This window comes from Luteimonas soli (assembly GCF_042648865.1).
Lineage (GTDB): Bacteria > Pseudomonadota > Gammaproteobacteria > Xanthomonadales > Xanthomonadaceae > Luteimonas > Luteimonas soli.
The window spans coordinates 826,407-851,840 of sequence record NZ_JBHRYA010000003.1; the positions used below are offsets into that span (position 1 = coordinate 826,407).

The 25,434-nt window shown below is 69.6% G+C and carries 23 protein-coding genes and 1 tRNA gene; 13 read left to right on the forward strand and 11 right to left on the reverse strand.

The annotated features are described in order from the left end of the window. Positions 1-104: 104 nt before the first annotated feature. Together ACFONC_RS07005 and ACFONC_RS07010 are read left to right on the forward strand one after the other, a co-directional pair. The gene (locus ACFONC_RS07005) at positions 105-542 is read left to right on the forward strand and encodes a SufE family protein (protein WP_386742989.1); all 438 of its coding nucleotides are present in this window, start codon (positions 105-107) and stop codon (positions 540-542) included. A 44-nt stretch (positions 543-586) separates the two neighbouring features. Beyond that, a complete protein-coding gene (locus ACFONC_RS07010; protein ID WP_386743083.1) occupies positions 587-1,792 on the forward strand; it encodes an MFS transporter in 1,206 nt (401 codons plus the stop codon). Between the two features lie 63 nt (positions 1,793-1,855). On the opposite strand, the gene ACFONC_RS07015 is transcribed toward ACFONC_RS07010, so the two are convergent. Together ACFONC_RS07015 and dksA are read right to left on the reverse strand one after the other, a co-directional pair. Continuing rightward, a complete protein-coding gene (locus ACFONC_RS07015) occupies positions 1,856-2,212 on the reverse strand; it encodes a hypothetical protein (protein ID WP_386742990.1) in 357 nt (118 codons plus the stop codon). Positions 2,213-2,385: 173 nt separating this feature from the next. Next, positions 2,386-3,420 carry an RNA polymerase-binding protein DksA gene (gene dksA / locus ACFONC_RS07020; protein ID WP_386742991.1) on the reverse strand — a complete coding sequence of 345 codons (1,035 nt, stop codon included), beginning with the start codon at positions 3,418-3,420 and terminating at the stop codon, positions 2,386-2,388. Between the two features lie 145 nt (positions 3,421-3,565). On the opposite strand from dksA, the gene yidD reads away from it, so the two are divergent. From yidD to ACFONC_RS07035, 3 genes are all read left to right on the forward strand, one after another. Next, the gene (gene yidD / locus ACFONC_RS07025; RefSeq protein ID WP_386742992.1) at positions 3,566-3,793 is read left to right on the forward strand and encodes a membrane protein insertion efficiency factor YidD; all 228 of its coding nucleotides are present in this window, start codon (positions 3,566-3,568) and stop codon (positions 3,791-3,793) included. Between the two features lie 9 nt (positions 3,794-3,802). Beyond that, the gene (locus ACFONC_RS07030) at positions 3,803-5,149 is read left to right on the forward strand and encodes a dihydroorotase (RefSeq protein ID WP_386742993.1); all 1,347 of its coding nucleotides are present in this window, start codon (positions 3,803-3,805) and stop codon (positions 5,147-5,149) included. A gap of 113 nt (positions 5,150-5,262) precedes the next feature. Then, positions 5,263-6,072: a M23 family metallopeptidase gene (locus ACFONC_RS07035; RefSeq protein WP_386742994.1), complete on the forward strand. Its 810-nt coding sequence runs from the start codon at positions 5,263-5,265 to the stop codon at positions 6,070-6,072. 156 nt (positions 6,073-6,228) lie between these two features. Here the strand turns inward: ACFONC_RS07035 and folE2 are convergent, their stop codons facing one another. From folE2 to efp, 6 genes are all read right to left on the reverse strand, one after another. Next, complete coding sequence (folE2, locus tag ACFONC_RS07040) at positions 6,229-7,152, reverse strand: GTP cyclohydrolase FolE2 (protein WP_386742995.1); 924 nt, start codon at positions 7,150-7,152, stop codon at positions 6,229-6,231. Positions 7,153-7,312: 160 nt separating this feature from the next. Continuing rightward, on the reverse strand, positions 7,313-7,984 hold the full coding sequence (locus tag ACFONC_RS07045; protein WP_386742996.1) for a phytoene/squalene synthase family protein: 672 nt from the start codon (positions 7,982-7,984) through the stop codon (positions 7,313-7,315). Between the two features lie 70 nt (positions 7,985-8,054). Next, positions 8,055-8,753 carry a phosphoglycolate phosphatase gene (locus ACFONC_RS07050; protein ID WP_386742997.1) on the reverse strand — a complete coding sequence of 233 codons (699 nt, stop codon included), beginning with the start codon at positions 8,751-8,753 and terminating at the stop codon, positions 8,055-8,057. Continuing rightward, positions 8,743-9,468, reverse strand: coding sequence for a bifunctional 2-polyprenyl-6-hydroxyphenol methylase/3-demethylubiquinol 3-O-methyltransferase UbiG (gene ubiG / locus ACFONC_RS07055; protein WP_386742998.1), 726 nt, complete (start codon positions 9,466-9,468; stop codon positions 8,743-8,745). The genes ACFONC_RS07050 and ubiG overlap by 11 nt, the downstream gene beginning before the upstream one ends. A 129-nt stretch (positions 9,469-9,597) precedes the next feature. Beyond that, positions 9,598-10,944: a TRZ/ATZ family hydrolase gene (locus ACFONC_RS07060; protein WP_386742999.1), complete on the reverse strand. Its 1,347-nt coding sequence runs from the start codon at positions 10,942-10,944 to the stop codon at positions 9,598-9,600. A gap of 3 nt (positions 10,945-10,947) precedes the next feature. Beyond that, positions 10,948-11,514, reverse strand: a complete 567-nt coding sequence (gene efp / locus ACFONC_RS07065; RefSeq protein WP_386743000.1) for an elongation factor P — start codon at positions 11,512-11,514, stop codon at positions 10,948-10,950. Positions 11,515-11,619: 105 nt separating this feature from the next. Here efp and epmB point away from each other — a divergent pair, with 105 nt between their 5' ends. The 6 genes from epmB (at position 11,620) to phbB (ACFONC_RS07095) (ending at position 18,274) form a co-directional block, all read left to right on the forward strand. Further along, on the forward strand, positions 11,620-12,657 hold the full coding sequence (epmB, locus tag ACFONC_RS07070) for an EF-P beta-lysylation protein EpmB (RefSeq protein ID WP_386743001.1): 1,038 nt from the start codon (positions 11,620-11,622) through the stop codon (positions 12,655-12,657). A gap of 48 nt (positions 12,658-12,705) precedes the next feature. Then, positions 12,706-14,790 carry an EAL domain-containing response regulator gene (locus ACFONC_RS07075; protein WP_386743002.1) on the forward strand — a complete coding sequence of 695 codons (2,085 nt, stop codon included), beginning with the start codon at positions 12,706-12,708 and terminating at the stop codon, positions 14,788-14,790. Positions 14,791-15,023: 233 nt separating this feature from the next. After that, positions 15,024-15,926, forward strand: a complete 903-nt coding sequence (gene gluQRS, locus ACFONC_RS07080) for a tRNA glutamyl-Q(34) synthetase GluQRS (RefSeq protein WP_386743003.1) — start codon at positions 15,024-15,026, stop codon at positions 15,924-15,926. A gap of 50 nt (positions 15,927-15,976) precedes the next feature. Continuing rightward, positions 15,977-16,717: a beta-ketoacyl-ACP reductase gene (phbB, locus tag ACFONC_RS07085; protein ID WP_386743004.1), complete on the forward strand. Its 741-nt coding sequence runs from the start codon at positions 15,977-15,979 to the stop codon at positions 16,715-16,717. A gap of 295 nt (positions 16,718-17,012) precedes the next feature. Then, positions 17,013-17,513, forward strand: coding sequence for a polyhydroxyalkanoate synthesis repressor PhaR (phaR, locus tag ACFONC_RS07090; protein WP_386743005.1), 501 nt, complete (start codon positions 17,013-17,015; stop codon positions 17,511-17,513). A 20-nt stretch (positions 17,514-17,533) separates the two neighbouring features. Next, complete coding sequence (phbB, locus tag ACFONC_RS07095; RefSeq protein ID WP_449284279.1) at positions 17,534-18,274, forward strand: acetoacetyl-CoA reductase; 741 nt, start codon at positions 17,534-17,536, stop codon at positions 18,272-18,274. A gap of 206 nt (positions 18,275-18,480) precedes the next feature. Here phbB (ACFONC_RS07095) and ACFONC_RS07100 read toward each other — a convergent pair whose 3' ends face one another. Continuing rightward, positions 18,481-19,392 carry a M48 family metalloprotease gene (locus ACFONC_RS07100; protein ID WP_386743006.1) on the reverse strand — a complete coding sequence of 304 codons (912 nt, stop codon included), beginning with the start codon at positions 19,390-19,392 and terminating at the stop codon, positions 18,481-18,483. A 20-nt stretch (positions 19,393-19,412) separates the two neighbouring features. Further along, positions 19,413-21,266 carry a formylglycine-generating enzyme family protein gene (locus ACFONC_RS07105; protein ID WP_386743007.1) on the reverse strand — a complete coding sequence of 618 codons (1,854 nt, stop codon included), beginning with the start codon at positions 21,264-21,266 and terminating at the stop codon, positions 19,413-19,415. A gap of 132 nt (positions 21,267-21,398) precedes the next feature. On the opposite strand from ACFONC_RS07105, the gene rnd reads away from it, so the two are divergent. Together rnd and ACFONC_RS07115 are read left to right on the forward strand one after the other, a co-directional pair. Continuing rightward, positions 21,399-22,538 (forward strand): ribonuclease D, encoded by a 1,140-nt coding sequence (rnd, locus tag ACFONC_RS07110; RefSeq protein ID WP_386743085.1) that lies wholly within the window; start codon positions 21,399-21,401, stop codon positions 22,536-22,538. 13 nt (positions 22,539-22,551) lie between these two features. After that, positions 22,552-22,627 (forward strand) — tRNA-Ala (locus ACFONC_RS07115). A gap of 471 nt (positions 22,628-23,098) precedes the next feature. Here ACFONC_RS07115 and ACFONC_RS07120 read toward each other — a convergent pair. Continuing rightward, the gene (locus ACFONC_RS07120; protein WP_386743008.1) at positions 23,099-25,348 is read right to left on the reverse strand and encodes a serine hydrolase; all 2,250 of its coding nucleotides are present in this window, start codon (positions 25,346-25,348) and stop codon (positions 23,099-23,101) included. Between the last annotated feature and the right edge of the window lie 86 nt (positions 25,349-25,434).

Sequence of the window (25,434 nt, forward strand, 5' to 3'; positions counted from 1 at the left end):
TCGGCCGGGCCCCGCGAGAGCTCGCGGCTGAAGCCGCTCCTACAAGGGCTTTCTGCGACAATTGCCTTCTCTCCCAACCCGCCCCCGCCGGCCGGGCCCGTGCCTTGAACGACTCCCCCTTCCCCCTCGAAGCCACCGCCGCCGATGCCCAGCAGGCCATCAAGGAAGAATTCGGCTTCTTCGGCGACTGGTCCGAGCGCTACCAGTACCTGATCGACCTCGGACGCAAGCTGCCGGCCTTCCCCGAGGAATGGAAAACCGAAGAGCACCGGCTGCTCGGCTGCCAGTCGATGGTGTGGATCGTGCCGTCAGGCGACGCGCGGCGGCTCGACTTCGCGGCGGTCAGTGATTCGGCCATCGTTTCGGGCCTGATCTACCTGGCGCTGCGCGTGTACTCGGGGCGCAGCGCGCAGGACATCCTCGCCACGCCGGCCGACTACATCGCCGACATCGGGCTGGCGAAGCATCTTTCGCCCACCCGCAGCAACGGCCTGGCCGCGCTGCTGGCCTTCATCCGCGACACGGCCCAGCGCGCTGCGTGAACGCCACCTGGTCGCCTCCGGTGGACCAGGCCCCGCCCCCGCCGCTGCGCAACGGCGGATTCCGCGCGCTGATGGCCTATCGCCTGTGTTCGATCCTGTCGTACCAGATGGTGGCGGTGACTGTCGGCTGGCACGTCTACGAGCTCACCCGCAATCCCTGGATGCTCGGGTTGATCGGCCTGGCCGAGGTGCTGCCGTACTTCTGCGTGGCGCCGTTCGCCGGTTACCTGGTCGACCACCTGCCGCGGCGCAAGCTCGGCATGGTCGCGTGCCTGGGATTGGCGACGACGCCGCTGCTGCTCGCGGCGATCACCGTCGGCTGGCTGGGCGACGGCCACGGGGTGGGCCTGATCTACGCCTCCGTCGCGGTGACGGGCATGGTGCGCGCCTTCCTCGGGCCGGTCTACAACGCGCTGTTCGCGCGCGTGCTGCCGCGCGAGCAGTTCGCGCATGGTGCGAGCCTGGGCAGCGTCGTGTTCCAGGCCGGGCTGGTGGTCGGCCCGGCGATCGGCGGTGTCCTGGTCGGCAGCGCGGGCAAGCACGTGGCGTACTTCACCGCTGCCGTGTTCGCGATCGCCGCATCGATGGCGATCGCCCGGCTGCAGGTGACCGAGCCACCGCGGCAGCTGCAACGGGCGCCGATCTTCTCCAGCATCGCCGACGGTGCGCGGTTCGTGCTCGGGCACCAGATCCTGCTCGGCGCGCTGGCGCTGGACATGTTCGCGGTGCTGTTCGGTGGCGCGATCTCGCTGGCGCCGGCGTTCATCAAGGAAATCCTGCACTACGGCCCGGAAGGCCTGGGCATCCTGCGCGGCGCGCCGGCGCTGGGCGCGGTGGCGATGGGCGTGTGGCTGTCGCGCCATCCGGTGGAGCGTCATGCCGGGCGCGTGCTGCTCTGCGCCGTGGCCGGGTTCGGCCTGTGCATCATCGGCTTCGGCCTGTCGACGCAGTTCTGGCTGTCGGCCTTCCTGCTGATGCTGTCGGGCGTGTGCGACGGCGTGTCGGTGGTGCTGCGCACGACCATCCTGCAGCTGGCCACGCCCGACGCGATGCGCGGGCGGGTGTCGTCGATCAACGGGCTGTTCATTGGCTCGTCGAACGAACTCGGCGCGTTCTACGCCGGCTCGATGGCGCGCCTGCTGGGCCTGGTGCCGGCGGTGGTGCTGGGCGGCTGCGTGACGCTCGGCGTGGTCGGTGTCACGAGTTGGCGTGCACCGAAGCTGCGGCGGCTGGACCTGCGCGAGCTGTAGGTCGGGGCTACGCCCCCGACGCACGCGATGGTCGGTATCAGTGGCGTAGCCCCGACCTACGGGTCAACGGGATTCGTGGCGGCGGGTGAGGCGCGCGGTCAGCACTGCCGCGCCGATCAGCGGCAACGCAAGGATGGAAAACACGATCAGGCCGAATGGCAGCATGCTGAAATCGAGCGCGGTCACGGCCAGCGTCACCGCCTGCGCGAGCATGATCGCCAGCCCCCAGCGCCACGCCATGCGCGGGAATTCGTAGCCGAGCCAGGCAGCGAGCAGGATCGAGAGCGGATAGGCGCCCACCCAGTACAGGCCCGAATCCCAGGCCTCGCGCTTGCCGCTGGCCGCCATCGCCGCCAGCCACAGCAGCGCGCCTCCGCCGACGGCGAAGGCGTACGCACGCCTGTCCGGATCCCGTTCCATTGCCGTCCCCCGCGTCCCGATCCAGAGAGGATGCGCCCCCTGTGCCCAGTTGTCATTCGCACCTGCGCGTCCGCGGATGACGCCTGTGTGCGCGATCCCCGGGTGGCATGATGGCAGGCACGAAAAACCCGGCCAGGGCCGGGTTCGTTTCGCATGGACAAAGCGCGGATCGGTCAGTCGCCGATCTGCTTCTGCAGGTGTTCCCAGCGCTCCTGCTCGTCGATGGTGCGCTCGGCGGTGAGGCGGGCTTCGAGGCGCTCGAGGCCGATCTCCTCGCCCGAATCGACGCTGTAGCCATACTCGCCCGAGTCCACGCGCTTGAGCGTGCTGTCGATCTTGCCGATCAGCTTGCGGTAGCGGTCGCGGGTGCGCAGTTCCAGCGAGTTCTCGGTCTCGCGGGTTGCGCGCTCGGCCTCGTCGCCGACGTCACGCACTTCGTCCTTGAGGTTCTCGATGGTCTGCTTGGATTCCTCGACCAGGTCCGCGCGCCACTGCAGCAGGCGCTGGCGGAAGTATTCGAGCTGCAGCGCGCTCATGTACTCCTCGTCCGTGCCGGGACGATAGTCCTTGGGCAGGATCGGGCGGCCGGTGGCTTCGTCGGTCTTGTACGACACGACCTTGTACTTGGTCTTCGGCGCCGGCGTCGGCGCCCTCGATACGACGGCCACGGCCACCTTGCCCACCGGGCGCGGCGCGAACGGCGAACGCACGGCGACCGCCGGCCTGGCGACTTCCTGCTTCTGCTTCCCCTTCGGAGCCGGGGCTGCCTTGGCGGGCGCCACCTTGCTCTTCTCCACCACGGCCGGCTTCGCGGCGACGGCCTTCTTCCGCGGCGCGGGCGCCTTGGCGACCTTCTTCGCGACCGACGCGGTCTTGGCGACCGGCTTGGCGGCCTTCTTCGCAGCCTTCGTGGCCGGAGCCTTCTTCGCGGCGGCCTTCGCCGGCGCTGCCTTCGCCACCTTTCCGGCCGGCCTGGCGACGACCTTCTTCTTCGTCGCCGGCGCCTTCTTCGGGGCGGCCTTCGACGCGGCCTTCTTCGGAGCAGCCTTCTTCGCGGATGCCTTCTTCACTGCGGCCTTCGCGGGCGCGGGCTTCTTCGCGGCGACCTTCTTGCCGGCCGGCTTGGCCTTGGACTTGCTGGCGGCGGGTTTGGCGGCGGGCTTCCTGGTGGCCTTGGCGGCCTTCTTCACGGTTTTCTTGACAGCCACTTGTTGCAGTCCTTCCTGATCCCCGCTTGCCGGGGAGTGTGATTCCCTTGGATGGGAAAGCGCGCTGTTATACCCTGCCCTGACTACAGCGGCAACCGCGCGGACCCTTTTCCGCGGCGTTTCCCCCGCGCCCGTGCAATTCGACGTGATCGATCGTTTCCTAATCGCCCTCCTGCGCGGCTACAAACGCTGGCTGAGCCCCCTGCTCGGGCCACGCTGCCGCTTCGTGCCGACCTGCTCGGAATACGCCATGCAGGCGATCGGCCGCCACGGCGCCCTGCGCGGCGGCTGGCTGGCGCTGCGGCGCATCGGCCGCTGCCATCCACTGAATCCGGGCGGCCACGACCCGGTCCCGCCCCCATCCAATCCATAGGAACCGTTCATGTCCGACACGCTGATCGTCAACGCCCGCCTGGTCAACGAAGGGCGTGAATTCGACGCCGACCTGCGCATCTCGCGCGGCCGCATCGACGCCATCGGCAGCGGGTTGTCGGCACGCGAAGGCGAAACCGTGGTCGACGCGAACGGCCGCCGGCTGCTGCCGGGGATGATCGACGACCAGGTGCACCTGCGCGAACCGGGCATGGAATACAAGGCCGACATGGCCACCGAGTCCACCGCCGCGATCGCCGGCGGAGTGACCAGCTTCATGGACATGCCCAACACCAGCCCGCCGACGCTGTCGGCCGCTGCGCTGGAGCACAAGTACGGGCTCGCCGCCGGCCGCGCCCGCGCCAACTACGGTTTCTACATGGGCGCGAGCAACGACAACCTGGAGGCGATCCGCACGCTCGATCCGCTGGCCGCGCCTGGCATCAAGGTGTTCATGGGCGCGTCCACCGGCAACATGCTGGTCGACAACCCGGAAACTCTGGCGGGCATCTTCCGCGAGGCGCCGACGCCGATCATCACCCACTGCGAAGACACGCCGATGATCGAGGCGACGCAGGCGAAGTACCGTGCGCAGTACGGCGACGACATCCCCGCCGCCTGCCACCCCGACATCCGCTCGCGCGAGGCCTGCATCAAGTCGACGAAGCTGGCGCTGGAACTCGCGCGCACCCACGGCACACGCCTGCACGTGCTCCACATCTCCACCGCCGACGAGCTGGCGCTGTTCACGCCAGGGCCGCTCATCGACGAGAACGGCGTGCGCAAGCGCATCACCGCCGAGACCTGCATCCACTTCCTGCGCTTCGACCGCGGCGACTACGAGCGCCTGGGCCACCTGATCAAGTGCAATCCCGCGATCAAGGACGCCAGCGACCGCGAGGCGCTGATCCAGGCGCTGGCGTCGGACGTGATCGACGTGCTCGCCACCGACCACGCGCCGCACACCTGGGAGGAGAAGCACAATCCCTACGTGCGCGCGCCCAGCGGCCTGCCGCTGGTGCAATACGTGCTGGTGGCCGCGCTGGAACTGGTGCGCGAGGGCCGGTTGAGCAACACGCAGCTGGTGCAGAAGGTCGCGCACGCGCCCGCACAGCTGTTCGACGTGAAGGAACGTGGCTTCCTGCGCGAAGGCTACTGGGCGGACCTGGCGCTCATCGACGACACGCCGTTCACCGTGCGCAACGAGGACGTGCTGTCGAAGTGCAAGTGGTCGCCGTTCGATGGCACCACCTTCCACTCGCGCATCGGCGCGACCTGGGTCAACGGCCAGCTGGTGTGGGACGGCGAGCGCATCGTGGGCGAGCCGCAGGGCCGGCGGCTGGAGTTCGATCGTTGAGGGGTTTTCCGGCCCTTCTGTCATTCCCGCGAACGCGGGAACCCAGTGACTTGTGCGGCGAAGCTCGTCACTGGCGCGAAACGCGAAGACACTGGGTTCCCGCGTTCGCGGGAATGACGGTGTGGATTGCGTTGTTCTTGGCCGCCCCTGCCATCGCGCAGGAACCCGGCGACAACCGCATCGTGTTCCCCGCCAGCGTGTCGCAGGGCGCGCTGGTGTTCGGCAAGGTACCGGCGGGCAGCGTGGTCGAATACGCGGGCCGCACGCTGCGCCCGACCCCCTGGGGCACGGTGGTGTTCGGCGTCGATCGCAGGGAGCAGGGTCCGCTGCGGCTCGAAGTGCTGCGCGCCGACGGCACGCGCGCCGCGGAAAGCATCGCGGTGACCGCGCGCGACTGGCCGCTCGAACGCGTCGACGGCGTGCCGCCCAAGACCGTGAACCCGCCGCCGGCGATCGCCGAGCGCATCCGCCGCGAACAGGCCCGGGTCACCGCCGCGCGCACCCGCGACGATGATCGCGCCGATTTCGCCGCGCCTTTCATCCGGCCGGTCACCGGCCGCATCAGCGGCCGCTTCGGCAGCGGGCGCGTGTACAACGGCCAGCCCGGCGCGGGCCACTCGGGCATGGACATCGCCGTGCCCACCGGCACGCCGGTCAAGGCGCCGGCCGCGGGGGTGGTGACGTTTGCCGACGACCTCTATCTCACCGGCGGCACGATCCTGCTCGACCATGGCCACGGCGTAAGTTCGAATTTCCTGCACTTGTCGCGGATGGACGTGAAGGTGGGCGACCGGGTGGCGCAGGGACAGGTGATCGGCGCAGTGGGCGCGACCGGGCGCGCGACGGGACCGCACCTGCATTGGGGGATGAGCTGGTTCGACGTGCGCGTCGATCCGCTGCTGGTCCTGGAGCGCACGCGGTAAACGCATAAAAGCTCGCGGCTGAAGCCGCTCCCACAAGAGCCGAACAATCCTGTGGGAGCGGCTTCAGCCGCGAGCTTTTCGGGCGACCTCGCAGCTTTCCGGTTTTCGCGGGGTGTCGGGGGCGTAGCCCCGACCTACGGCAATCCGGGCGAAGCCTTATGCCACGCCACCACCGCTCACCCGCGCCACCGCGTCGTGCGCGTGCAGGCTTTCGAAGTGCGAAACGGTGGCGTCGAAGCGCTCGATGCGTTCGTCGGCCGACAGTGCGGCGGCGACGCGGCGGGCGGCGTCCTCGCAGAACATCAGGTTCTCGGCGTTGAGCCGGGCGAAGGCCTGTTCGTCCTCGCGCTTGACTGCGGTCTGCACCGGCGTGCCGAGCGCCGCCTCGATCGCGTCGACCAAGCTTTCGATCGACAGCTGCCCGAACGACGGCTTGAGCTGCACGCGCACCTCGGCGCTGCTGCGCTGGGCATGCGGGGTCGCGGCCAGGCCGCGCTCGGAGGCCAGCCAGTCGCGCACCACGCCGGTCGACAGTGGACGGGCTGCGGCAAAGTCGTCAGCGAAACGCTCCGCGTTGAGCTGGCGCGACAGCGCGGCCGACGCCGGGCAGGTGCTCGAATACTCGACCGAGAACGCCAGCACCAGCGCCAGGTGGCCACCGGCGAGCGTGGCGTCGATCTCGACCGGGTAGCGCTTCCAGCCGGCGTTGTCGCTGGCCAGCGCCTGGCGCCTGAGCAGCTGTTCGTAGCGCAGCACGATGCGCGCGCTGGTCGACAGCCCGCCCTGCGAGTCGATGCAGTCCTGCAGCACGCGGCGCAGGCCGGCGGGCGTGATCGCCTCGGCCGACAACGCGTCCTGCAGGCGCAGGTACAACCGCGACATGTGGATGCCGCGCGCCTCGGGTTCGACCAGGTCGACGAACACGTCGGCGGACGCGGCCACCTGCAGCGGCTCGCCGTTCGCGCCGGGAATCGCCAGCGGCAACGCGATGCGCTCCATGCCGACCCAGTCGAGCGGGCGCGCGGCGATGGCGAGGTCGCCGGCGACGTCCGGCAGTGGATTCTGGCTGGAAGGATTCAAGGCATTCGGGGGATCGGAGACAAGCGCGCAGTTTACCGGCTATCGCCAAAACGCCCGCGCAACGCTGCGTTTCCCGTCGCTGGTGCCCACGGCATTCCCCGTAGGAGCGGCGGAAGCAACCGGATGAAGCGTGGGGCTTGCGACTCGAAGGCGCCGACGCTCAGCCCACCCCTCGCGCCGCACGCCAGGCCAGCCACAGGCTGCGCCAGGCCGCGGGCGGCTGGCCCTGCCTGTTTGCCGCCAGGCCGCGCAGGCGCTGGCGCAGGAGCGCCGAGTGCAGGCGCCTGGGGCGCGTGGTGCGGCCGCCGGCCGGAGCAACGCCCAGCAATTGGAGTGCGTCCTGCGCGTCGCCCTGCAGCAGCTGGCGCGCGGCCAGCAGGTCGAATGCGACCACCCCTGCGCCTTCGCCTTCGTGGACCTCAGTCGCGGCTTCGTCGAACAGCACACGCTCGCAACCGGCCGCCGCGCGCGCAAAAGACGTCACTCCTGCCGCCTCCGGATCAGTGCCCGGCGGCAGTTCGCGGCTGGCCTGCAGCGACAACAGGCTGGCGGCGAGCGGCGCCCATGGTGCAGGCTGCGGCTGCAGGACTGCGCCCAGCGGATGCCGACGCGCACCTTTCGCCCAGCCCTGCAGCTCCTCGTTCCACCACGCCAGCTTGGCCAGGCCCGGCGTGGCGTCTGCGCCGCTCCAGGCCGCATCGGTCAACTCCTCCACGAGGGCAAACCAGGCGAACGCGGTTTCGCGCCGTGCATCGGACAGGAACACCCCGCCGATGTTCCACTCCGGCCAGCGTGCGCGCCACTTGGCGGTGAATTCGTCGGCGTCGCTCATGGTGTCATTGCCGGAGCGCCCCAAGGGCGCGATGCCTTGCCGCACCACATGTCGCGCCCATGGGACGCTCCTACAGGGGCCATGCGGCGGGGTCGAGCAGGTCGCGCGGGGCTTCGGCCAGCACGTCGCCCTGCCAGGTTTCCGGGTCGTCCAGGGCGAGGCGATAGCCCCACAGGGCGACGACCGACGGCATGCCCGCGGCACGCGCGGCGAGGATGTCGCGTTCGTCGTCGCCGACGTAGACGCATTGCGAGGGTTCGACACCCAGCGCCTGCGCCGAATGCAGCAGCGGCAGCGGGTGTGGCTTGCGTTCGGCAAGCGTGTCGCCGCCGACCAGGATCGCGCTGCGCGCGTCCCAGCCGAACGCCGGCAGCACCTGCCGCGCGAGGTATTCGGGCTTGTTGGTGACGATGCCCCAGCGCGCGCCGTCGGCCTCGATCGCGGCAAGCATCTCCTCGACACCGTCGAACGGCCTGCCGTGCAGGCCGATCTCGCGTTCGTAGGCATCCAGGAACGGCTGGACCAGCGCTTCGCGGGCGGCCTCGTCGAGCTGCGGGAACGCCGCCGCGATCATCGCCCGCGCACCCTTCGACACGTGCGGGCGCAGTTGCTCCAGCGTCGCGGGCGCCTCGCCACGCTCGCCGCGCAGCGCGTTGATCGCCGCCAGCATGTCCGGCGCGCTGTCGAGCAGCGTGCCGTCGAGGTCGAACAGCACCACGCGCGGGAATGCCGCACTTACGGGTCGCGCTTCCAACTCTCTAGCTCCCATTCCCGGCTTCCGGCTTCACCGCGCAAGCCAGGTAGTTCACTTCGGTGCGGCGCGAAAGCCGCGCGGCGTCGCGCCATGGCTCGTACACCACGCCGCTCACGTCCTCGAGCTGCAGGCCCGACTCGCGCAGCCAGCCGCCGAGTTCGGACGGCTTGATGAAGTCACGGTACTGGTGCGTGCCCTTCGGCAGCAGCCGCGCGACGTACTCGGCGCCGACGATCGCCAGCGCGAACGCGGCCGGCGTGCGGTTGAGCGTGGACACGAACAGGCGTCCACCAGGCTTGAGCAGCGTCGCGCAGGCCGACAGGATCGCGCCGGGATCGGGCACGTGTTCGAGCATCTCCATGCAGGTCACGGCATCGAACGCGCCCGGCTGTTCTTCGGCCAACGCCTCGACGGGCTGCACGCGGTAGTCGACCTTCACCCCGGATTCGAGCCCGTGCAGGCGCGCGACCTTGACCAGGTCGTCGGCCAGGTCGATTGCGGTGACGTCCGCGCCCTCGCGCGCCATTGCCTCGCTGAGCAGGCCGCCGCCACAGCCGACGTCGAGCACCTTCGCCCCGCGCAGCGCGACGCGGTCGGCGACGTAGCCAAGGCGCACGGGGTTGAGCGCGTGCAGCGCCTTCTGCGGGCCCTTCGGGTCCCACCAGCGGTTGGCGAGCGCGGCGAACTTGTCGAGCTCGGACTGGCGGAAGTTGGGCGATGGCGAGTTCATGCGTGGTTACCGCGCTCGTGGGTCGGGGCTACGTCCCCGACGGTTTCCTTGGCACCGCGTGTCGGGGACGTAGCCCCGACCTACAGCGATGGCTTTCTTGGCACCGCGTGTCGGGGACGTAACCCCGACCTACAGCGACGCCCTGTCGATGGCGGCGATGCGGGTGCGCCACTGTTTCGCGTTGGCGATGATCGCGTCGATGTCCATGCCGGTCAGTTCGCGGTCGCGCAGCTTCGGCTTGCCGGCGATCCATACGTCGCTGACCTGGTGGCGGCCGCTGGCGTAGACCAGCTGCGAGACCACGTCGTACAGCGGCTGGGATTCCAGCACGGACAGGTCGAACAGCGCCAGGTCGGCCTGCTTGCCCGGTTCGATCGAGCCGACCAGGTGGTCGAAGCCGATCGCCTTCGCCCCGCCCAGCGTGGCCGCGCGCAGCGCGGTGAAGGCGCTGAACGCCTCGGCCTCGCCCGCCACCGCCTTGGCCAGGATCGCCGCGGTGCGGGTCTCGCCGACCATGTCCAGGTCGTTGTTGCTGGCGCAGCCGTCGGTGCCGATGGCGAGGTTCACCCCCGCCCGCTCCAGCGCGCAGGCCGGGCAGAAGCCGGAGGCGAGCTTGAGGTTGGACTCCGGGCAGTGCACCACGCTCACGCCGCGTTCCACGCACAGGTGGACCTCGGCGTCGGTGAGCTGGGTCATGTGCACCGCGATCAGGCGGTCGTTGAACAGGCCGAGGCGGTCGAGCCGGGCGATCGGGCGCTGGCCGTGCTTGTCCTGCGACTGCTGCACTTCCTGCGCGGTCTCGTGCAGGTGCAGGTGCACCGGCACGTCGAGCTGGTCGGCCAGCATGCGGATGCGCTCGAAGTTCGCATCGTTGACCGTGTACGGCGCGTGCGGCGCGAACGCGGTTGCGACCAGCGGATCGTCGCGCCACTGGTCGTGGACCTCGCCGGCCTTGTCGAAGTACTCGTCGTCGCTCTTCGCCCATGCGGTGGGGAAGTCGATCACCGGCAGCCCGACGCGCGCGCGGAAACCGTGGCGCTTGTAGGTGGCCGCCTGCACGTCGGGGAAGAAGTAGTTCTCGTTGACGCAGGTGGTGCCGCCGCGAAGCATCTCGGCGATCGCGAGGGTGACGCCGTCGGCGACGAAGTCCGGCCCGATCACCGCGCCCTCGATCGGCCAGATGTGCTGCTGCAGCCAGACCTTCAGCGGCAGGTCGTCGGCGACGCCGCGCAGCAAAGTCATCGGGTTGTGGGCGTGGCTGTTGACGAAGCCGGGCACCAGCGCGCCCTCGGGGCGGCTGACGATCTCGGCCGCCTCGAACCGCGCCCGCGCTTCGGCGCGCGGCAGCACGGCGACGATGGCACCGTCGCGGACGGCGACGGCGTGGTCGTCGAGGACCACGCCGTGCGGTTCGACGGGGACGACGAAGCCGGCTTCGATCACCAGGTCGCAGGTTTCTCGCTGGCTTTCGGTCATCGCTTATTTCACGCGCGAAACGTATTCGCCCGAGCGCGTATCGACCTTGATCACCTCGTCCTGGCCGACGAACAGCGGCACGCGGACCACGGCTCCGGTTTCCAGCGTGGCCGGCTTGCCGCCGCCGCCGGAGGTGTCGCCGCGCACGCCGGGATCGGTCTCGGTGATCTTGAGCTCGACGAAGTTCGGCGGCGTGACCTGGATCGGGGTGCCGTTCCACAGCGTCACCACGCAGTCCTCTTCGCCCTTGAGCCACTTCTCGGCGCCGCCCATGCCGGCCTGGTCGGCCTGGACCTGCTCGAAGGATTCCGGGTTCATGAAGTGCCAGTACTCGCCGTCGCTGTACAGGTACTGCATGTCGGTATCGATCACGTCGGCGGCTTCCACCGAGTCGGTCGCCTTCATGGTGACTTCCTGCACGCGGCCCGACTTGATCATCCGGTACTTCACGCGGGTGAACGCCTGGCCCTTGCCCGGCTTGACGTACTCGGTGTCGGAAATGATGGCGGGCTCGCCGTTGACCAGGATCTTCATTCCGTTCTTGACGTCGTTCATGCCATAGCTGGCCATCGGTACTCCTGCGGGGAAACTCGGGACGGGATCGAGCCGCGGCAGCGGCTAGAATGGAGGGGTTGGGCTCCGGCACGGCCGGAATGGCCCCGGAACAGACCGCGAATGATACCTGCAGCCTCCCCTGCCCTGCAGCCCGGCCCGATCGGCGCGGGCGCCCTTCCCGAACCCGGCGGCTGGAAGCGCCCCTGGCGCGAGGCCGTGCGCGACCCGCGCGAGCTGCTGGCGATGCTCGGGCTGGAGGGCCGCGTGCCGGGGGTTTCCGAAGCCGCGGCGGCGCAGTTCCCGCTGCGGGTGCCGCGCGGCTTCGTCGCTCGCATGCGCCATGGCGACCCCCACGACCCGCTGCTGCGCCAGGTACTGCCGCTGGACGAGGAACTGCGGCCGGTGCCCGGCTTCAGCCCCGACGCGGTGGGCGACGGCGCCGCCCGCGCCGGCCACGGGGTGATCCACAAGTACGAGGGCCGCGCGCTGCTGGTCGCCACCGGCAGCTGCGCGGTGAACTGCCGCTACTGCTTCCGCCGCCACTTCCCCTACGCCGAGGAAACCGCCGCGGCCGGCGGATGGCGCGAAGCGGTGGCGACGATCCGCGCCGACGACTCGATCCACGAGGTGATCCTGTCCGGCGGCGACCCGCTGTCGCTGGCCACGCCCAAGCTGGCCGAGCTGACCGCGGCCCTGCGCAAGCTGCCGCAGCTGCGCCGGCTGCGCATCCACACCCGCCTGCCCGTGGTGCTGCCCGAGCGGGTCGACGACGAACTCACCGCCTGGCTGCGCGCGCTGCCGTGGCCGGTCGCGGTGGTGGTGCACGCCAACCACGCCAACGAGTTCGACGCGGCCGTGGATGCGGCGATGGCTCGGCTGCGCGGCGCCGGGGCCGCCGTGCTCAACCAGGCCGTGCTGCTGCGCGGGGTGAACGACTCGGTGGACGCGCTGACCGACCTGTCCGAACGCGGCTTCGCCGCCGGCGTGCTGCCCTACTACCTGCACCAGCTCGACCGGGTCGACGGCGCCGCGCACTTCGAAGTGCCCGACGCCCGCGCGCTCGAGCTGCACGCGGCGCTGGTGGCGAGGCTGTCGGGTTACCTGGTGCCGAAGCTGGTGCGCGAGGTCGCCGGCGATGCCTCCAAGCGCGCACTGTGACGGGCTCGACGTAGACTAGGCCGGTCGCAACATGGCATAAACGCCCGCATGTCGAAGAACCCTGACCAAGCGCTGCGCCTGATGATCGTCGACGACAGCGGCGAGGATGCCGAGGCCATCGTCAGCGGCCTGCGCAACTCCGGGATCGCGGTGCGCCCGCTGCGGCCGGCGTCCGGCGAAGAACTGGCCGCCATGCTCGGCGCGCAGCCGATCGACCTGGTCCTGGCCGCGCAGCAGGCCAGCGACATCCCCTTCGCCGACGTCATGCAGGCCATCGCTGCCAGCGGCAAGGACATCCCGGTGGTGGCGGTCAGCAACGGCATCGACGACGCCGGCCTGCACGAAGCCCAAAGCACCGGCGCGCGCAACATCGCCCTGCGCCACAAGCCACAGCAGCTGCTGGCAACGGTGCGGCGCGAGTGGGACGACCTCGAAGGCCGCCGCGCGCTGCGCAAGCTGGAAGCCCGGGTGCGCGAAACCGAGCGCCGCTGCGACACCCTGATCGAATCCTCTCGCGACCCGATCGCCTACGTGCACCAGGGCATGCACATCCGCGCCAACAGCGCGTACCTGGAGATGTTCGGCTACGAGTCGTTCGAGGACCTCGAAGGCATGTCGCTGCTGGACCTGGTGGCGCCGCAGCACGTCGAGGACTTCAAGCAGCTGCTCAAGGACCTGGCCAAGGGCGAACCGCCGCCCGCGCGCTACGACCTGGAAGCCCGCGATTTCGAGGGCAACGGCTTCCCGGCATCGATGGAATTCGCGTCCGCCCTGTACGAGGGCGAGGCCTGCCAGCAGGTGATCTTCCGCCGCCAGGAGCAGGAGGTCGACCCCGGCCTTGCGCAGGAACTCGAGGAGCTGCGCCAGCGCGACCAGGTCACCGGCCTGCTCAACCGCCCCACCTTCCTGCACATGCTGGAGGACGCCGTGGCCGAGGCGGCGCGGAGCAACGCCCAGCATGGCCTGCTGCTGCTCGAACCCGACCACTACCAGCGCCTGCTGCATGAAATCGGCCTGGACGCCGCGGACACGATGCTCGCGGCCATGGCCGAGCGCCTGCAGGCGGCCATCGGCGACGACGCCGTCGCCGCGCGCTTCTCCGAGCACAGCCTCGCGGTGCTGATGCGCGGCAACGACTACGCGCAGACCACCGCGCTGGCCGAACGCATCCGCGAGGCCTTCGCCTCGCACGTGTTCCAGATCGGCAACCGCTCCAGCGTGATCACCGCCAGCATCGGCGGCGTGCAGATCGGCGAGAAGATCGCCAGCGTCACCCAGGTGCTGGCCAAGGCCAACCAGGGCGTGCAGTCGTCGATCGGCGTGGGCGGCAACCGCTTCGAGATCTTCGACCCCAGCGCGGTCGAGCGGGCCGAGGAAGAGCACGTCCAGGCCTGGGTCTCACGCCTGCGCGACGCACTCGACCAGGAAGGCTTCGTGCTGCACTACCAGCCGGTGATCAGCCTGCAGGGCGACACCGGCGCGGTCTACGAGACCTTCCTGCGCCTGGACGCCGGCGACGGCGAGCTGGTCAAGCCGCTGAGCTTCCTGCAGATCGCCGAGGAACACGGCCTGCTGTGGGAAATCGACCGCTACGTGATCGGCCACACCATCACCGCGATCGGCCAGCAGATCAGCGCCGGCAAGCCGACGACCCTGCTGGTCAAGGTCAGCCAGGCCTCGCTCGACGACGACAGCCTGGTGCGATTCATCGGCGAGCAGCTGACCGCGCACGGCGTGCCCGGCGAATACCTGGTGCTGCAGCTGCCCGAGGCCAAGGTGTTCACCCACCTCAAGGCCGCGCAGGAGTTCGCCGCGGCGATCGGCAAGCTCGACTGCCGGATCGCGCTGGAGCAGTTCGGCGCTGGGCTGGATTCGTTCCAGCTGCTCGCCCACCTCAAGCCGAACATGGTCAAGATCGACCGCAGCTTCGTCGAGGAACTGCCGAAGAACCAGCCCAACCAGGACCGCATCCGCGACATCGCCACCAAGGCGCGCGAGCTGGGCATCCGCACCATCGCCGAGTTCGTCAGCGACGCGGCGAGCATGTCGATCCTGTTCTCGGCGGGCGTGGATTACGTCGAAGGCAACTTCCTCGCCGGCGCCGGGCCTGACATGAGCTACGACTTCGAGTGACGGGATTCGGGATTCGGGATTCGGGATTCGGGATTCGGGATTCGGGATTCGGGATTCGGGATTCGGGATTCGGGAAAAGCGTGCGAGCCCTGCCTTGATTTGTCATCCCGAGCGTAGCGAGGGATGACAATGTGGGGGGATTCGCGCTCCTTGGCTGGCCGTGCGTTCCGGCTGGTCTGCTCCCCACAAGACGACCCTCTCTCCAAAGCTCCTGCCTGCCCTGCTCCGACCCCATGCCCCCGCCTCCCTGCCGCGGCCGCTTCGCCCCCTCGCCCACCGGGCCGCTGCACTTCGGCTCGCTGCTGGCCGCCTTCGGCAGCTGGCTGATGGCGCGCAAGGCCGGCGGAGAATGGCTGGTGCGCATCGAGGACCTGGACCCGCCGCGCGAGGTGGCCGGTGCCGCCGACGAGCAGTTGCGCACGCTGGAGCGTTTCGGCCTGGTCGCCGACGGCCAGGTCCTGCGACAGAGCGAACGCGACGCGCACTACCGCGCGGCCCTCGAGCGCCTGCTCGCCAGCGGCGATGCGTTCGAATGCCACTGCAGCCGCAGCGACCTGGCCGGCGGCGTGCACCGCGCCTGCGTTCCCGGCACGCACCGCCCCGACCCCGCGATCCGGCTGCGGGTGCCCGACGGCACCGTCGTCGGCTTCGAGGACCGGGTGCACGGCGCGGTGGTGCAGGATGTTTCCGCCGAGGTCGGCGATTTCGTGCTGCGGCGCGCCGACGGCCCCTGGGCCTACCAGCTGGCCGTGGTCGTCGACGACGCCGCGCAGGGCATCACCGAGGTCGTGCGCGGCGCCGACCTGCTCGATTCCACCGCGCGGCAGGTCTTCCTGCAGCGCAGGCTCGGGCTGCCCACGCCGGACTACGCGCACCTGCCGCTGGTCGTCGATGCCGATGGCCGCAAGCTGTCGAAATCGCTCGCCGCGCTACCGATCGACGGCGCTGACCCGCTGCCGATCCTGCGTGCAGCCTGGCTCGCGCTCGGCCAGGCCGCGGATGCCTGGCCCGCTGGCGCGACGCTGGCCGCGACGCTCGAAGCCGCGGCTTCCGCATTCGAGGCGAAACGGATCCCGCGCACGCCGCCGGCGGCGCTCGCCGCAATGCACAACGCCACGGTCATCGACGCCGCATAGAATCATCGGCAATGGAGAACCCTCTCCAGAATCGACAGGGAGACGGCAGCATGAGCGCACGCGTGGCTTTGGTAACCGGCGGTACCGGCGGGATCGGCACGGCAATCTGCAGGCGGCTCGCCGCGGGCGGGCACCGGGTCGCGACCAATTACCGCAACGAGGAAAAGGCGCGCGACTGGCAGGCCCGGATGAAGGCCGACGGCTTCGACTTCGCGCTCGCCAAGGGCGACGTTTCCACGCCCGAGGACGCCGAGGCGATGGTGCGCGAGGTCGAGAAGCAGCTCGGCCCGGTCGACATCCTGGTCAACAACGCCGGCATCACCCGCGATGGCACCTTCCACAAGATGGGCGCGCAGCAGTGGCAGGAGGTCATCAACACCAACCTCAACTCGGTGTTCAACGTCACCCGCCCGGTGATCGAGGGCATGCGCGAGCGCAAGTGGGGGCGGATCATCCAGATCAGCTCGATCAACGGCCAGAAGGGCCAGTACGGCCAAGCCAACTACGCCGCGGCCAAGGCCGGCATGCATGGCTTCACGATTTCGCTGGCGCAGGAGAACGCGAAGTTCGGCATCACCGTCAACACCGTCTCGCCCGGCTACATCGGCACCGACATGGTGATGGCCGTGCCCGAGGAAGTGCGCAACAAGATCGTGGCCCAGATCCCGACCGGCCGCCTGGGCAACCCGGACGAAATCGCCTATGCGGTGAGTTTCTTCATCCCCGACGAAGCCAGCTGGATCACGGGCGCGAACCTGGCGGCGAACGGCGGGCAGTACATGGGGTGGTGAAGCGGGGGCTGGGGGCTGGGGCTGGGGGCTGGAGAGACTGCCGTAGGGCGGGTCTTGACCCGCCGCCCACTTGCGTGATGCCGGATGGCGGATCGAGACCCTGCACGGCTGGGTTCGCACGTTCGCGCTGGTGGCGGTTCGTGGGTTTTCCTTAAGGACCCTTCGCGACCCGCGTGTCTCGGCCTACCGCGTAGCGCGCTTCTCCCCAGCCCCAAGTCCCCAGATCCCCGCTACCTTGCAACCCGTGCTGCACTGCGCCATGCTGCGTGGACGCATCAGTTAGAGCCTTTGCTCCATGACCAAGACGCGCGTCATCAAGAAATATCCGAACCGTCGTCTCTACGACACCGACATCTCCAGCTACATCACGATCGAGGACGTCCGCCAGCTGATCGTCGACGGCGAGGACTTCGAGGTCCGCGACGCCAAGAGCGGCGACGACCTGACCCGCCAGGTGCTGCTGCAGATCATCGCCGAGCATGAACAGGATGGGCAGCCGATGCTGTCGACCCAGCTGCTGAGCCAGATCATCCGCCTGTACGGCGACTCGCTGCAGGGCTTCATGGGCACGTATCTCGACCGTTCGATGCAGACCTTCATGGAACAGCAGGCCCAATTCCGCCAGCAGATGGGCAGCATGCTCGGGCAGACGCCCTGGTCGATGATGAACCAGCTCACCGAGCGCAACATGGAAATGTGGAAGGACTTCCAGGAAAACCTGGTCGCCGGCATGGGACGCAACCCCAACGCGCCCGCCGCGGGCAAGGAAAAGGACACTGCCAAGGGCGGCAAGTAGCAAGTCACGGGGGAATCCACTTGGAAAAGCGCATCGCTGCCGTCACCGGCGGTATCGGCGGTCTCGGCACCGCGATCTGCAAATCCCTGGCGGCGCAGGGCCGCACCGTCGTCGCCATCGACCTGGGCGACCGCGATGAACGCATCGAGGCGTTCGCCCGGGAAACGGCCGGGCTCGACATCCATTTCGCCGCCGGGAACGTCTCCGATTTCGACGCCTGCGGCCAGCTGGTCGAAGACATCGTCGCCGCGCACGGCGCGCTCGACATCCTGGTCAACGCCGCCGGCATCACCCGCGACACCACCTTGCGCAAGATGCAGCGCGAACAGTGGGACGCAGTGCTGCGGGTCAACCTGGACGGCGTGTTCAACCTGTGCCGCCACGCGGTCGAAGGCATGGCGACGCGCGGATTCGGCCGGATCGTCAACATCAGTTCGGTGAACGGGCAGACCGGCCAGTTCGGGCAGACCAACTACGCCGCGGCCAAGGCCGGGATGCACGGCTTCACCATGGCGCTGGCGCGCGAAGTGGCACGCAAGGGCGTGACGGTGAACTCGGTGTCGCCGGGCTACTGCGAGACCGCGCTGGTGATGGCGATGTCGCAGGAAATCCGCGACCGCATCGTCGCCGACGTGCCGGTCGGGCGGCTCGGGCAGCCGGAGGAAATCGCGCGCACCGTGGCGTTCCTCGCCGCGGATGACGCCGGGTTCATCACCGGCGCCAACATCCCGGTCAACGGCGGGATGTTCATGTCGTTCTGAACGTCGCGGCACAATTGAACCGGCTCCCGCAGGAGCGACGGAAGCCGCGACCCGTTCGGCCGGCAAAGCACCGCGGCTTCCGCCGCTCCTACAGCCCGGATGTTCGTGGGCGCCGTAGGTCGGGGTTACATCCCCGACAATGACAATGATTGCGGGAAGCGCGGCAAGTCCCGTACCAGTGCGGGCGTCGGGGGCGTAGCCCCGACCTACGGCGAACCGCCCGCGCCGCCGGTGCAGAACCGCTCCCGATACTGCTGCGCCTTGGGCATCAGCGCCCTGAGGTTTTCGATGCGGGTGGCCGAGCTCGGGTGCGTGGAGGCGAACTCCGGCGGCGCCTGGCCGCCGCTGGCCTGGCCCATGCGTTCCCACAGCGCGATCGCTTCCTCCGGGTTGTAGCAGGCCGCGGCGGCCAGCATCAGGCCCATCTCGTCGGCCTGCGATTCCTGCTTGCGCGCGTATGGCAGCGAGCGCCCGTAACCGTAGATGGACATCGCCATCTGCATCTGCTGCTGGTCCATGCCGCTCATCGCGCCGGCCATCTGGCCGAGCTGGGCCAGCTTCTGCTCGGTCATGCGTTGCGCGCCGTGGCGCAGCAGGGCGTGGGTGATCTCGTGGCCCATCACGATCGCCATCGCGTCGGCGTTCTGCGCCACCGGCACCAGGCCCGTGTAGACCGCCATCTTGCCGCCGGGCAGGCAGAACGCGTTGGCCTGGTCGGACTGCAGCACGGTCACGTCCCAGTCGAACGAATCCTCGATGTGCTGCGCCTGCATGCCGTGCTCGGCGGCCAGCGCGTCCTCGACCTCGGGGATCTTCACGATCAGCCGCTGCGCGATCTCGCGCACCTGGCGCGAGATCTGCGAATGGGGATCGACCGGGGTCTCCTGCGCCAGGATCTCCTGGTAGGCCTGCAGGCCCAGCGCCTTCTCGTCCTGCGGCGAGATGGACTTGTCGATCAGCACCGTCTCGCCGGTCAGCGGATCGGTCGAGCGGTTGGAGAAGTAGTAATAGGCGCCGTAGGCGATGAACGCCACGAGGATCAACAGGCGCGGGCTGAAGCCGAACCCGCGCCGCCCGCCCTGCCGGGCCTGCCCGCTTTCGAAAGGATTCCGACGCATCTGCCTGTACTCCCTGCCTGCTAGATCTCGCGCACCACGCGGAAGCCGATCCGCCCGTTGGTGCTGTCCACGCCCGCGGGCGCGCGCCACGACGAGCGCGTCTGGGCCGGTGCGCTGGCCCAGGAACCGCCGCGCACCACCCGTGTCCGGCAGCCCGGGTTGAGCCAGGCCGTCCCGTCCATCGGCGCGCGCCGATAGCCATCATGCCAGCAGTCGGCCACCCACTCGCTCACATTTCCTGCAAGCCCGGCAACGCCCCACCGGTTGGCCGCGAAGCGCCCGGCCGGCGCAGGGCCCCAGTAGCCGTCGGCGTAGTCGTCGAAGGCATTGTTCCAGTGGCGCCCGGTCGGAGAGCGGTCGCCGCCACCGGTGAAGTTGCCCGCGTCGCGCGGCGGGGCGCCCTCGCCCCATGGGTAGACCGAACTGCTGCCGGCGCGCAGCACGTACTCGAACTCGGCCTCGCTGGGCAGGCGGTAGCGATGCCCGCTCTGTTCGGACAGCCACTTGGCGTAGGCCTCGGCATCCCGGGCGCTCACGTGCAGCACCGGCTGGTCTTCGCTGGCCGGGGCGCCGGCGTAGTCGCTGCGCCAGTCGACACCGCTCACCCGCGCGAAGTTGCCGCTGCGCTCGTCGTACGCCATCGAATAACCGCGGCGTTCGGCGCGCGTCTCGCGCCCGGTGGCGTTGATGAAGCGGCGGTAGTCGCCGACCGTGACCTCGGTGATCGACATCGCGAATCCACGGTCGAAACGGATCGCATGCTGCGGGCGCTCGATGTCGTCGGCGTGCATGTCGTCGGCCCCTGCGCCCATGCGGTATGCGCCATGCGGCACGACCACCATCTGCGGCCCGCGCGCGCCGTGCTCCAGCCCGTCGGTGAACTGCTGGCCGGGGCGGAACTGCCCGTAGTGTTCGGCCAGGTCGATGCGTTCGCGCAGGTCCGCGGCAACCGGGTCGCCCGGCCTGGCGATCAGCAGGATCTCCGCGAGCCGCCGGCGCGCGGTGGCGATGCCGTCGTCCCGCCCCAGCGCCGCGACGCCCAGGTCGCGCAGGCGACCAATGCGGGCGCTGCGCAGCCGCTCGATGCGGACGACGGCGTCGGGCACGGTGGACATCTCCGGGCGGACCTTCGCGGCCGCTGCCAGCCAGCGCTTCGCACCGTCGAAGTCGCCCTTCTCCGCGGCGATCTCGGCGCTGCGGATCATCGCGCTCTCGGTGGCCGCCAGGCCCTGCATCGCGCGCGGCTGGCCGGGCTGCAGCGCCAGCGCCTCGCGGAACTTCGCCAGCGCACCGCCGCCATCCTCGCCGTAGCGGCCGCCGGCCAGCGCGTGCTCGCCGTCGCGGTTGAGTTCCCACAGCGTGTCGGCCTGGTCGACGCGTTCGAGGTAGTCGACGACCGCTTCGTTGCCACCGTCCACGGCCCGCGCCACGGCCGCCATCTGGTGTGCCTGGCGCAATGCGGAGATGTCATCGCCGGCGCGCGACAGCGCCTCGTCGCCGCGAGCGACCACCGCCTGCAGGGCGCGCTGCAGTCCGTCGCGCACCTGCGGGTTGTCCGGGGCCTGCTTCGACAGTGCCAGGAACAGCGGCACCGCCGATTCCGCGTCCGCCGACAGGTTGCCGTCCTCCAACGCCTGCCCGGCGCGCTCGATGGCGTCGTCGAGGCCGTCGGGCGGGATCTCCACCGCCGGCGGGCGCCAGGTCAGCGATTCGAGGATCGTATCGTCGCCACTGATGGTGACGATGCCCTCGTGCGCCTGCGCGGCGCTGCCGGTCTGTTCGTCGCGCGCGGGCTCGCCCGGGTTGCGCGTGCAACCCGCGAGCAGCAACGCCAGCACGACGATCCGGCAAACTCCGCGCAAACCCGGCTCCATGAAAACGGGCCGCCAGATTACGCCATCGCCCGGGGTCCTGGCATGCGCACGGGCCTGCGCCGCCCCGTCGGCCATTTGCCGCTGCCCGCTTGCGCCCGGTAGGCTGCGCCATTGCCATTCGACCACGACGCCGTGCCCCACTGGATCAAAGACCCCGCGGAACTGGAACGCCGCATCGCGCAGCACCCCGGCCGCATCGGCCTGGACACCGAATTCATCCGCGAACGCACCTACTGGCCGCAGTTGGCGCTGGTGCAGGTGTCGCTCGGCGACGGCGACGACGACATCCTGCTGGTCGATCCACTCGCCCCGGGCATCACGGACGCCCTGCGGCCGCTGCTCACCGACACCGCCGTGCTCAAGGTGATGCACAGCCCCAGCGAGGACCTGGTCGCGTTCATGCACGCCTGCGGCGTGGTGCCGCAGCCGCTGTTCGACACGCAGGCGGCTGCCGCGTTGTCCGGGATCGCCGCCGGCATCGGCTATCAGCGCCTGGTGCAGGACTTGCTGGACATCTCGCTTCCCAAGGGCGAGACCCGCTCGGACTGGCTGCGCCGGCCACTGTCGCCCACGCAGCTCGAATACGCCGCCGACGACGTGCGCCACCTGTTCGCACTGCACGACGCGCTGGCCGCGCGCCTGCACGAACTGGGGCGCGAAGCCTGGCTGCAGGAAGACTGTGCGCGCATGGTCGCCAATGCCGAGCGCGACGCGGGCGACCGCTGGCCGCACCTGTCGCTGCGCGCGGCGCAGTTCCTCGACCGGCCGGCACAGCTGCGCCTGCTGCGCCTGCTGCGCTGGCGCGAGGCCCACGCGCGCCGCGCCGACCGCCCGCGCAGCTGGATCCTCGACAACGAACTGGCCGTGCTGCTGGCGCGCGACCCGGGGCCCGACCTGCCCGCGCTGCAGCGCCAGCTCGACGCCCATCCAAAGGCGCCGCGCAAGCTGGCAGAAGCGATCTGGCAGGCACTGCAGACCCCGCTCGACGACGAGGCGCAGGCTCCCGAGCCGCGCAACGACGATCGCGACAAGCAGGCGTTGCGGCGGCTGCAGGAAGCCACGTCCACGCGCAGCGCCGAACTGGGCCTGCCCGATGGCGTGCTCGCCTCCCGACGCTGGCTCGAACAGCTGCTCGGAGCCGCCCGGGGCCCCGGCGAGGACTGGCCCGGGCCGCTTTCGGGCTGGCGCCGCGCCGAACTCGAACCGCTGCTCGCGCCCCTGCTTGCGCCGGATGCGGAAGGTTCTGGCCTCGCGACCGGCGGCTCCGTATAATCCGCAGCCTCGTGGGGCGGTAGCTCAGCTGGGAGAGCGTCGCGTTCGCATCGCGAAGGTCGTGGGTTCGATCCCCATCCGCTCCACCATCCCTTCTTCAGGGAATCCCGGAAACCCCGCCATCGGCGGGGTTTTTGTTTGGAGGAAGAGCCTCTTTTTTGTTCTTCGCCCATCCGCGGGCGTCGGCGGGCAGATCGACCATGCGGGCTCCGGGCGGATGCCATGCCCTGTCGGCCGGGACACGGCTCACCTTGATGTGACCTTCGTCGCTTCGGTTGAAGCCGCGTAGGTCGGGGTTACGTCCCCGACGGCTTTTGATCTTCGGTTGCCGATGAAGAAGCCATGACAGCGAATCGCCGACGCGTCGTCCCGACCGGGGCATGCGGAAAGCAGGCCATGGATGGCCTGCGGCGGCGAGTCAGGCATGGATGCCTGTCGAGCCGGGGAGCATGCCCCGGTCGGGACGACGCTGCTTCCGAAGCCCGCGTCTCAGACCGCCTGTCCGGGTCGCGATGATCACTCAATTGGGAGAAAAACCTTCTTTTTCGCGGCTGTCACGCTCAGCGCAGCGGGAAGTCGTAGGCCATGCCCGGATCGGGCTCGGGCTTGAGCGTGTAGTGCCACCACTCGTCGGCGTAGTTGGCGAAGCCCTGGGCCTGCATCGCGTCGCGCAGCAGGTGACGGTTGCGGCGCTGGGCAGCGGTCACGTTGGGCGAGTCCGTGTGCGCGAGTTCGCCGAAATAGTCGAACCCGGTGCCCATGTCGAGCGGCTCGCAGTTTTCGCCGCGGTCGTCGCACTGCATGAGGGTCAGGTCGAGGGTCGCACCGCGGCTGTGGCCCGAATGCTCGGCGATGTACTGCCCCACCAGCATGTCCTTGCCGAGCAGCGGATAGAACTCCGCCTTGTTCTTCTGGTCGTCGGCATCGCGCACCCAGCGCATGAAGTGCTGCACGGCCCGCACGGGACGGTAGCAGTCGTAGACGAGCAGGCGCCTGTAGCTTTCGCGCAGCGCCGCCTCCACCCGCTGCAGGGCCTCGGCCACCGGACGCAGCAGGTAGCAGCGCGGCGCGTCATAGCCATCGATGGGCGTGCCGACGAAGTTGTGGCTGCCCGCGTAGCGGATGTCCTGGGCGATGTCGGGCACCAGTTCACGGATGTCGGCCATGCCCGCGGACTGCGCGTCACCGGCCGGCGATACGGCCGGAACGCGCGGTGCCGCCGGGCAGTCGCCGGTCCGCACGAAGGCCAGGTCCTCGAAATCGGCGCTGAAATCCGCATCGGGGTCGATCTTCGACATCTCCAGCGTCATCGGTCGCGAATCCGCGGACCCGAAATGCAGCCACGGCTCGATATCGGGGCGCAGCCACTGCACCAGCAGGCGGTCGCCGACGCGCATCACGTCGCCGGTCATCAGCGGGGACTTGGCCGACGCGAAGCGCACGCCCTCGCCTGCTTCGCAGATCGACACGTCGCCGAACCACGGGTCGCGGTAGATGCCAAGCACGCCGGCCATCCCCGCTGCGGTGGCAGGCCTGCGCGAAGAGGTATCCGGCACCAGCCGCTCCACCCGCGCCGCGCGCGCATCGCGGTCGAGCAGGCCAGCGTAGTACGCCACGGTGCGCTGCTGTTCCGGTGCGGTGAACCGCTTGACCAGCACCTGGTTGAGTACGGTCCGCGCGTCGCCTGCATTGGTGTTGATCAGGATCACGAAGCCGACGCCCTCCTGCGGCAGCAGGGTGACCGCCGAGTACATGCCCGACAGCGTGCCGGTGTGCGAAACCTTCTGCGTGCCGTCCACGTCGGTCAATCGCCAGCCGTAACCGTAGGCGGAGTAGTGGCTGTCATCCCAGTCGCGCATGCGCTGCGACAGCGGCATGATCGTCTGCGGCGACCACACCGCCTCGCGCTGCTCCGCAGACAGCCAGGGCTTGCCGTCGACGAGCCCGGACTGCTCCGGCCGCAGCCACATCGCCACCCACGCGAGCATGTCGTGCAGGCTGCAGCGGATGCCGCCGGCGGCCATCATCGGCACGTTCGGGACCGTCGCCCCGTCGGCGCCGGTGACCACGTTCTTCCCGTCGCGCCGCGCGTGCGGCTGGGCGACGTTGCCGACCGCGTCGCGGTCCCACGCGCCCACCTGGCAGCGGGCCATGCCCAGCGGTTCGAACAGCTCGCGCCGCACCAGGGTTTCGTACGGCGCGCCACCGGCGGCGGCAGCCAACTCGCCGGCGACGATGTACAGCGTGTTGTCGTAGGCGTAGCGCGAACGGAAACTGTAGACCGGCTTGAGGTAACGCAGGCCGTGGATGACGTCGGCGCGGGTGAAATGGTTCGGCCCCGGCCACAGCATCAGGTCGCCCGCGCCGGCCCCGAGGCCGCTGTTGTGGATCAGCAGGTCGCGCACCTGCATCTCGCGCGTGACCCACGGGTCGAACATCCGGAAGTCCGGCAGGTACTTCACCACCGGGTCGCTCCACTCCAGCTTGCCCGCGTCGACAAGCCGCGCCAGCAGGCCGGTGGTCATCGCCTTGGTGTTGGAGGCGATCTTGAACAGGGTGTCCTCGTCGATGCGCTGGCCGCCGCCCGCTTCGAGTTCGCCGGCGGTGCGCATGTAGACGACCTCGCCGTCGACGACGACGCCGACCGCAAGCCCCGGCAGTTCATAACGCGCGACGGTGTCGTCGAAGGCGCTATCGATCGCTGTCGCATCGAACGCCGTGCCGTCGGGTGTCCGCGCCGGGGCCGCCATCGACAGCATCCCCAGCAGGACGAAGGTGATCAGGTGGAAAGGCAGGCGCGTGAATGTCATGGCAAGCGTCCATCGAACCGGTCGCAGCCATCCTGCCGCCGCGCGCAGGCGAAAAAAAGGGCGGCCCGACGCGCGGGCCGCCCATG

Excerpts from the sequence above, each read along its gene's own strand:
- ACFONC_RS07015 (WP_386742990.1), bottom strand. The coding sequence starts at position 2,212 with ATGGAACGGGATCCGGACAGGCGTGCGTACGCCTTCGCCGTCGGCGGA.
- ACFONC_RS07030 (WP_386742993.1), top strand. The coding sequence starts at position 3,803 with ATGTCCGACACGCTGATCGTCAACGCCCGCCTGGTCAACGAAGGGCGT.
- ACFONC_RS07035 (WP_386742994.1), top strand. The coding sequence starts at position 5,263 with ATGACGGTGTGGATTGCGTTGTTCTTGGCCGCCCCTGCCATCGCGCAG.
- ACFONC_RS07045 (WP_386742996.1), bottom strand. The coding sequence starts at position 7,984 with ATGAGCGACGCCGACGAATTCACCGCCAAGTGGCGCGCACGCTGGCCG.
- ACFONC_RS07050 (WP_386742997.1), bottom strand. The coding sequence starts at position 8,753 with ATGGGAGCTAGAGAGTTGGAAGCGCGACCCGTAAGTGCGGCATTCCCG.
- ubiG (WP_386742998.1), bottom strand. The coding sequence starts at position 9,468 with ATGAACTCGCCATCGCCCAACTTCCGCCAGTCCGAGCTCGACAAGTTC.
- ACFONC_RS07060 (WP_386742999.1), bottom strand. The coding sequence starts at position 10,944 with ATGACCGAAAGCCAGCGAGAAACCTGCGACCTGGTGATCGAAGCCGGC.
- efp (WP_386743000.1), bottom strand. The coding sequence starts at position 11,514 with ATGGCCAGCTATGGCATGAACGACGTCAAGAACGGAATGAAGATCCTG.
- epmB (WP_386743001.1), top strand. The coding sequence starts at position 11,620 with ATGATACCTGCAGCCTCCCCTGCCCTGCAGCCCGGCCCGATCGGCGCG.
- ACFONC_RS07075 (WP_386743002.1), top strand. The coding sequence starts at position 12,706 with ATGTCGAAGAACCCTGACCAAGCGCTGCGCCTGATGATCGTCGACGAC.
- gluQRS (WP_386743003.1), top strand. The coding sequence starts at position 15,024 with ATGCCCCCGCCTCCCTGCCGCGGCCGCTTCGCCCCCTCGCCCACCGGG.
- phbB (WP_386743004.1), top strand. The coding sequence starts at position 15,977 with ATGAGCGCACGCGTGGCTTTGGTAACCGGCGGTACCGGCGGGATCGGC.
- phaR (WP_386743005.1), top strand. The coding sequence starts at position 17,013 with ATGACCAAGACGCGCGTCATCAAGAAATATCCGAACCGTCGTCTCTAC.
- ACFONC_RS07100 (WP_386743006.1), bottom strand. The coding sequence starts at position 19,392 with ATGCGTCGGAATCCTTTCGAAAGCGGGCAGGCCCGGCAGGGCGGGCGG.
- ACFONC_RS07105 (WP_386743007.1), bottom strand. The coding sequence starts at position 21,266 with ATGGAGCCGGGTTTGCGCGGAGTTTGCCGGATCGTCGTGCTGGCGTTG.
- ACFONC_RS07120 (WP_386743008.1), bottom strand. The coding sequence starts at position 25,348 with ATGACATTCACGCGCCTGCCTTTCCACCTGATCACCTTCGTCCTGCTG.